Genomic DNA, 3,105 nt, shown 5'->3' with positions numbered 1-3,105 from the left:
GTCCTTCTTCGTGCGCGCCGCCATCCAGGCGCTGAAGGAGATCCCGGCGGTGAACGCCGAGATCGACGGCACCGACATCGTCTACAAGAACTACTACGACATCGGCGTCGCCGTCGGCACGCCGCAGGGTCTGGTGGTTCCCATCGTGCGCGACGCCGACCAGATGAGCTTCGCCCAGATCGAGGCGAAGATTGGCGAGTTGGGCAAGAAGGGCCGCGACGGCAAGCTGTCCATGGACGAGCTGACCGGCGGCACCTTCACCATCTCGAACGGCGGCGTGTACGGCTCGCTGATGTCGACGCCAATCATCAACCCGCCGCAGTCGGCGATCCTCGGCATGCACAAGACCATGGACCGCGCGGTCGTGGTGAACGGCAAGATCGAGATCCGCCCGATGATGTACCTGGCGCTCTCCTACGATCACCGCATCATCGACGGCAAGGAAGCCGTCACCTTCCTGGTGCGCATCAAGGAGTGCATCGAGGACCCGCGGCGCCTGCTGCTGGACGTGTGATTTGAGGGGACGTTGCGCGGGAGGGCCCTGCCCTCCCGCACCCTCCCGCCAAAGGCCGGGGGCCTTTGGAGACCGGTTTATTGGCGCCTACGGGGCGCCTTTTTTGTTTTTGATGGCACCCGCCGCAACCGTCGGTGCACGTAGCACGCGGCGTGCGACAGGAGTACACTGCGCGCGAGCCGGCCAGGGCCGGCGCACTCATTAGGATGTGTTCGCGTGAACCACACCCGGTCCCGGCTGCTCGCCCTGCTGCTCGCGGCGCTGTTGCCGCTGGTCGGGCTGGCGTCGGTGCTCGTCGTCACCGTGGCGCAGCAGGAGCGGCGCGCCATCGAGGACGACACCCGCCGGCGCGTCGCCCGTGTGGTGGAGCTGGTCGAACGCGAGGTCGACGGACACCTGCGGGTGGTCGAGGCGCTGGCCCAGTCCACCCACCTCGACCACGGCGACCTCGCCGCCTTCCACGAGGAGGCGCGGCGCGTCCGCGACGCCCAGCCGGGCTGGCACACGATGACCCTGGCCGACCCGCGGGGCAACCTGCTGATGAACCTGCGCCAGCCGCTCGACGCGCCGCTGGGCACGGTGGTCGACCCGGCCAGCTTCGCCGAGATCGCGCGCACCGGCCGCCCGGTGGTCGGCGGGATCAACCCGCCGGGGCCGGAGAACCGGCTGCAGCTCATGCCGATCCGTGTGCCGGTGGTGCGCGACGGCGCGTTGCGCTACGTGCTCACGGCCGTGCTCACGCCCACCGGCATCGGGGCCGTGGTGGGCGGCGCCGACGTGCCGGCGGAATGGGTCGGCATCGTCGTCGACCGCGAGGGGCGGATCGTCGCCCGCACCCGCGACGCCGAGCGCTACGTCGGGCGGACGGTGAACGAATTCAGCCTGAACGCCATCCGCTCGGGCCAGGGCGAGGGGTTCTACGCCGGCCGCACGCTGGACGGCGTCGACGTCACCGCGTTCTTCCGCCTGTCGCCGCTGACCGGCTGGTCGGTGCATTTCGGCATCCCGGTCGCCGCGTTCGAAGTGGCGCGCAGCCGCTCCGTGCTGGTCGCCGCACTGGGTGCGGCCGGCAGCGTGCTGTTGGCCGGCGTGCTGGCGTGGCTGGTGCTGCGCGACATCGCGACCCAGCGGCGCGCCGACGCCGCCCTGCGGCAGGCGCAGAAGATGGAGGCGATCGGCCAGCTCACCGGCGGCATCGCGCACGACTTCAACAACCTGCTGACCATCGTCAGCGGCAGCGTCAGCCTGGTGCTGCCCACCGTCACGGATGGCAAGACGCGCCGGCGGCTGGAACTGGCCATGCAGGCGGCCGAGCGTGGGGCGGCGCTGACCCGGCAGCTGCTCACCTTCGCGCGGCGGGCGGTGCTGCGCTCCGAGGTCATCGCCCTACCCGCGCACCTGGAAGCCGTCCACGACCTGCTCGCCGGGGCGTTGCGCCGGGACATCGCGCTGCGCATCGAGTCGCCGCCCGACCTCTGGCCGGTCGACGTCGATCCCGAACAGCTCGATCTGGCGCTGCTCAACGCCGCCGTCAACGCGCGCGACGCCATGCCGACGGGCGGCGTCTTCCGCATCGCGCTGCGCAACGCCGAACTGCCGCGCGACGGTGATGGCGATGGCGATGGGGAGGGCCGCCAGCCGCACCTGAGCGGCGACTTCGTACGCGTCGACCTGATCGACACCGGCGCCGGCATGCCGCCCGAGGCCGTGGAGCACGCCTTCGAGCCCTTCTTCACCACCAAGGAAGCCGGCAAGGGCACCGGCCTGGGGCTCAGCCAGGTGTACGGCTTCGCCACCCAGTCCGGCGGCGGCGTGGCGCTGGACAGTCGGCTCGGCGCCGGCACGACTCTGACCCTCTTCCTGCCGCGCGCCCGCCGGGCCGCCGCGCCGGAGGCGATGGACGCCGCACCGCCGGCCACCGGGGCGGCGCCTTGCAGCGTGCTGGTGGTCGACGACGAAGCGGCGGTGGCCGAGACGGCGGCGGCGCTGCTCGACCGCCTGGGCTACCGCACGACGGTGGCCGACCGCGCCGACGCGGCGCTGGCGCTGCTGGACGGTGGGCATCGCTTCGACGTGGTCGTCTCCGACGTGGTGATGCCCGGCGGCATGAGCGGCGTGCAGTTGGCGCAGGAGATCGCCCGCCGCCACCCGCGCCTTCCCGTGCTGCTGACCACCGGCTACGCCGCCGAATTGCAGGACGGCGTCGTCCCCGCGCACCGGATCCTGCGCAAGCCCTACCACGCCGCCACCCTGGACGACGCGATCCGCGCCTGCCTCGGCGCGGCCGAGAAGACCGCCGCCTGAACCGGCCCCTCTGAACCGGACATGAAGAAGGGGCCGCCCGAAGGCGGCCCCTTCCCTTGGCCGTGGTGTCGCGTCAGCGCTGGACGGAGAACAGGCTCTGGCCGGCGAAGTTGCCGATGCCGGCGGCAGTGTTCTGGCCGGCCAGCGTGTTGGCGGTGCCGAAGCCCGCCCCCTGGAAGACCATGCCCTGCTGCACCGCCTTGTTGCCGATGCCGGCCGCCGTGTTGCCCAGCACCGCCGTGTTGGCGCCGCCCGGCAGCCCCGGCGCGCCCAGCAGGCGCCCGCCG

3 protein-coding genes are annotated in these 3,105 nt (G+C 72.1%); 2 read left to right on the top strand and 1 reads right to left on the bottom strand.

Annotated features, from left to right (window positions below; all coding sequences use genetic code 11):
- Window positions 1-514 (top strand): 2-oxo acid dehydrogenase subunit E2 (locus VED21_RS18310; RefSeq protein ID WP_324884616.1); only part of this gene is annotated, 514 nt, incomplete at its 5' end.
- 216 nt (window positions 515-730) lie between these two features.
- Window positions 731-2,818: a response regulator gene (locus VED21_RS18305; RefSeq protein ID WP_324884614.1), complete on the top strand. Its 2,088-nt coding sequence runs from the start codon at window positions 731-733 to the stop codon at window positions 2,816-2,818.
- Window positions 2,819-2,891: 73 nt separating this feature from the next.
- Here VED21_RS18305 and VED21_RS18300 read toward each other — a convergent pair.
- On the bottom strand, window positions 2,892-3,105 hold a 214-nt coding region (locus tag VED21_RS18300; protein ID WP_414638216.1), incomplete at its 5' end, for a hypothetical protein.

Origin of the sequence: Azospirillum sp. (genome assembly GCF_035627195.1) — a bacterium.
Taxonomy (GTDB): domain Bacteria; phylum Pseudomonadota; class Alphaproteobacteria; order Azospirillales; family Azospirillaceae; genus Azospirillum.
This window is presented reverse-complemented; position numbering and strand designations above follow the sequence as displayed.